Here is a 4,339-nt window from a genome sequence, read left to right as displayed (position 1 = left end):
TTCAGCGATGATCAACGGAGCAACACAGGTGGCTATAACTGGAATAGACAAGCTCGATAAGGAGTGCTACGGGGTTACCGAATACGAGAAGCTGACAAAAAAAGCAAAGGAGTTTATCGAGAGGGTAGAGGAGGACACTAAAACTCCCGTAACTTTGATCTCTACTGGTCCAAAGCTTGAGCACATAATTGACCTCAGAAGAGAGAAGCTTTAAGATAATTGTAGCTGAACAACAAAATTTTTATTCGGTTTTCTTAAAGGCTGTGATTATGAGGAAAAAGCTACTTGACATTCTTGCATGTCCAGTTTGCAAGGGAGATTTAAAGCTTGAAGTAAAGGAAGAAAACGAAGAGGAGGTTTTAGAAGGTTTCCTCATCTGCGACAACTGCAACGAGAAGTATCCGATTGAAGAGGGAATTCCGAACCTACTTCCTCCGGAACTGAGGGACAAGCTATGAAGTACATAGTCGTAACTGGAGGTGTGATGAGCGGATTGGGAAAGGGAATAACCTCAGCGAGCATAGGAAGGCTCTTGGTTGACATGGGTTACAAAGTTGTGCCGATAAAAATTGATCCGTACATAAACATCGATGCCGGAACTATGAATCCCTTCCAGCACGGAGAGGTATACGTCCTGAAAGATGGAACAGAGGTTGACCTCGATCTGGGGCACTACGAAAGATTTATCGGGCTGGAGTTAACCGGAGACCACAACATAACAACTGGGAAGATTTTCAAAAACGTTATAGAGAAGGAGAGAAGAGGAGAGTATTTGGGGCAGACGGTGCAAATAATTCCCCACGTCACCGACGAGATAAAAAACTGGATAAGGAGAGTTGCTAAGGAGAACAACGCTGAAATATGCCTGATAGAAGTCGGAGGGACAGTAGGTGACATAGAGGGGATGCCCTTCCTTGAAGCTATAAGGCAAATGCATAACGAAGAGAGGGAAGAGGATTTTCTTCTGATTCACGTTACTCTTGTTCCCCACGACATAGGAGGAGAGCAGAAAACCAAACCGACGCAACACAGTGTTAAAGAGCTCAGAAGTCTCGGTTTGCATCCGGATGCGATAATAGGGAGATGCAGAGAGAAATTGAAAGAATCAACGAAGAGGAAAATTTCCCTCTTTTGTGATGTGCCAGTTGAAGCGGTTATAAGTGCTGAAGACGTAGAGGACATTTACGAAGTACCTTTACTCTTCAAAAGGGAGAAGCTCGATGAATACATAATGAAGAAGCTGAAGCTTGAGAAGAGGGAAGAGAAAAAGGAATGGGAGGAAATAGTGAGAAAGCTCAAGGAAGCGAAAGAGGTCGTGAATATAGCAATAGTCGGTAAGTACGTGGACGTGAGGGATGCTTACATAAGCATAAGGGAAGCTTTGAAGCATGGGGGCATAGCTAACGGTTGCAGAGTTTCGATAAGCTGGGTTGACAGCGAGGATCTGGAAAGATTCAAGGAAGTTGAGATAGAATCAGACGGAATCCTCGTTCCCGGAGGTTTCGGAAGTAGAGGGGCGGAAGGAAAGATTAGAGCGATAGAATATGCGAGAGAAAACGACATTCCCTTCCTCGGTATATGCTTCGGCTTTCAGCTTGCTGTTGTTGAATTTGCGAGGAACGTTCTTGGGTTGGAAGATGCTAACAGCTCGGAGCTTGGGGAAACGAGTCATCCAGTAATAGACCTTCTTCCAGAACAAAAAGGAATCGAGGAGAAGGGAGGAACGATGAGGCTCGGGGATATCGAGGTGACGATAAAGGAGGGAACCATCGCTCACAAACTCTACGGAAAAACTAAGATATACGAAAGGCACAGACACAGATACGAAGTCAATCCTGAGTACATAAGCCTTTTAGAGGAACATGGACTCGTATTTTCCGGATACTCGGACAATGGAAGAAGAATGGAAATTTTGGAGTTACCAGACAAAAAATTCTTCTTCGCAACTCAGTTCCATCCGGAATTTAAATCTCGCCCCTTCTCTCCATCTCCTCCGTTCGTGGGATTTGTTAAAGCTGCTTTGGAGTATAGGAGGGAGGTTCATGGTTAACGTCGAAGAGTTCGTGAAAAAAGCTATTGAAGAAATAAAAAAGGAAGTGGGAGATGGTAAGGCGATAATAGCCTTATCTGGTGGTGTGGATAGCTCCGTCTGCACGGTTTTAGCCTACAAAGCGATAGGCGATAGACTGATTCCCGTTTTCGTGGATACCGGATTAATGAGGGAGGGAGAGCCGGAGAGGGTTAGGGAAGTCTTCGGTCACATGAATCTCGTGTTTATAGATGCGAGAGAGGAGTTTTTTAAGGCTTTAAAAGGAGTCACCGATCCAGAAGAAAAGAGGAAAGTGGTTGGAGAACTTTTCGTTAGGATATTTGAAAGGGTTGCGGAAGAGAAAGGAGCGGAGTACCTCATACAGGGAACGATCTATCCCGACGTAATAGAAAGTCAGGGGGGAATAAAGAGTCACCACAATGTCGGCGGTTTTCCGACGAAGTACAGATTTAAGAAGGTGATCGAACCGCTGAGGGAACTCTACAAAGACGAGGTGAGGGAAGTTGCAAGGTACCTTGGCTTGCCAGAGGAGATTTCCGAAAGAATGCCTTTTCCAGGCCCGGGTTTGGCAGTGAGAGTTGTAGGGGAAGTCACTCCCGAAAAGGTTGAAGTGGTCAGAAAAGCCACGAAGATCGTCGAAGAGGAGTTAAAAGACATTCCAAAGTGGCAAGCTTTCGCTGCTTTAATAGGAAAAGCTACTGGAGTGAAGGGGGACGTGAGAGTTTACGGATACGTAATTGCGGTAAGAGCTGTCGAAAGCAGGGATGGTATGACCGCCGACCCACTAAAGCTTGATTACGAAAAGCTAAGAAAAATAGCTTTGAGGATCACGAACGAGATACCGGAAGTCGTCAGGGTCGTTTACGACGTCACTCCAAAACCTCCGGCAACGATCGAGTATGAGTGAAGTATTCGAACTGGAAAAGGAGCTGCTAATTCCTTTCTTTAAACGGCAGAAAGTGGTATTTGTAAAAGGAGAAGGCTGCTGGCTCTACGATGAAAACGGAAAGAAGTACTTGGATCTCGTAGCGGGAATAGCCTGCGTTTCAATAGGACACTCCAATAAATACTTCGTCGAGAGAGTTAAAGAGCAGTTGGAAAAGCTCATTCACGTTTCCAACCTCTATTACACCCTCCCCCAGCTTGAGCTTGCGAAAAAGCTGAGAAAAGTAAGCGGGATGGACAAGTTCTTTTTCTGCAACAGCGGGACTGAAGCTGTCGAAGCTGCAATAAAACTGGCGAGAAAAGCTACGGGGAGAAAAAAACTGGTTTCGTTTACGGGAAACTTTCACGGAAGAACGATGGGAGCGTTATCTTTAACTTGGAAGGAAAAGTTCAGGAAACCATTTGAGCCGTTAATCGGGGAGGTTGTTTTTGCCGAATTCAACAATATCGAGGATTTGAAGAGGAAAGTAAGCGAAGACGTTGCAGCGGTTTTTGTGGAGGCAATACAGGGAGAGTCAGGAGTTTATCCGGCTAAAGAAGAGTTCATTCAGGAAATATTTGAGCTAAAGGAAAAGTACGAATTCCTGGTTGTGTTCGACGAAGTTCAGACAGGGTTCGGAAGAACTGGAGAGTGGTTCGCCAAAGACCTCTACAACGTTGAACCGGACATAATTGCGATGGCTAAGGGAATAGCGAACGGCTTTCCGATAGGAGCTGTTGGGGTGAAAGATTACGTCGCTGAAAAGGTTGAAGCGGGAGACCATGGATCAACTTTTGGCGGGAACCCTCTGGCTTGCACAGCCGCTATAGCGACAATAGAGTACATAGAGAAGAACGGACTTGTTGAAAATTCGAGAAAAATGGGTGAGCTATTTAGAGAAAAACTCGGTGAACTTGGTTTCGAAGCCGAGGGATTTGGACTGATGATCGGCTTTGACAAAGAGAGAGCTTTTGACTTCGTTTCCTCAATGCTTGGGAAGGGAGTTTTAATAAACGCAACCTCAGAAAGTAGAATAAGGATAGTCCCCCCGCTCGTTATATCCAAGGAAGAAGTGGAATTTGCTATAGAGAGAATGAGGTTAGCAAGATGATCGATCAGTTTCGGGGATGCATTATCGGTTTGGCAGTTGGAGACTCCCTTGGCATGCCCTACGAGGGTAGCGATTCAGTAGAGTTGAATGAATTGAATTTCAGAGATTCGCCGCTTGGAGATTTAAAAGCGGGGGAATACACCGACGACACTGAGCAGATGATAATGCTTGCCGAGTCAATAGTGGAGACGATATACTTCTCCCCAGAAAACTTCGCTGAAAAGTTGAAACAAGCGGACTTCAGGAGGAGATA

The 4,339-nt window shown here is 45.4% G+C and carries 6 protein-coding genes; all 6 read left to right on the top strand.

The window, feature by feature from the left end; genetic code table 11:
- Positions 1-214, top strand: a 214-nt coding sequence (locus F7C14_RS05040) for an adenylosuccinate synthetase (protein WP_290900484.1), incomplete at its 5' end; no start/stop codon positions are given.
- Positions 215-269: 55 nt separating this feature from the next.
- Positions 270-458: a methytransferase partner Trm112 gene (locus F7C14_RS05035; protein WP_290900482.1), complete on the top strand. Its 189-nt coding sequence runs from the start codon at positions 270-272 to the stop codon at positions 456-458.
- Entirely contained in the window at positions 455-2,050 is a 1,596-nt protein-coding gene (gene pyrG, locus F7C14_RS05030; RefSeq protein ID WP_290900480.1) for a glutamine hydrolyzing CTP synthase, read from the top strand. Before F7C14_RS05035 ends, pyrG begins: the two co-directional genes overlap by 4 nt.
- Positions 2,043-2,957 (top strand): glutamine-hydrolyzing GMP synthase, encoded by a 915-nt coding sequence (guaA, locus tag F7C14_RS05025; RefSeq protein ID WP_290900478.1) that lies wholly within the window; start codon positions 2,043-2,045, stop codon positions 2,955-2,957. The genes pyrG and guaA overlap by 8 nt, the downstream gene beginning before the upstream one ends.
- Positions 2,950-4,086: an acetylornithine/succinylornithine family transaminase gene (locus F7C14_RS05020; protein ID WP_290900476.1), complete on the top strand. Its 1,137-nt coding sequence runs from the start codon at positions 2,950-2,952 to the stop codon at positions 4,084-4,086. Before guaA ends, F7C14_RS05020 begins: the two co-directional genes overlap by 8 nt.
- Positions 4,083-4,339 (top strand): ADP-ribosylglycohydrolase family protein (locus tag F7C14_RS05015; RefSeq protein WP_290900474.1); only part of this gene is annotated, 257 nt, incomplete at its 3' end. The genes F7C14_RS05020 and F7C14_RS05015, both read left to right, overlap by 4 nt.

Origin of the sequence: Ferroglobus sp. (assembly GCF_015521575.1) — an archaeon.
In the GTDB taxonomy this organism is placed as follows: Archaea; Halobacteriota; Archaeoglobi; order Archaeoglobales; family Archaeoglobaceae; genus Ferroglobus.
Note: the sequence above shows the minus strand (reverse complement) of the source record. Positions and strands in the feature narration are given on the sequence as shown.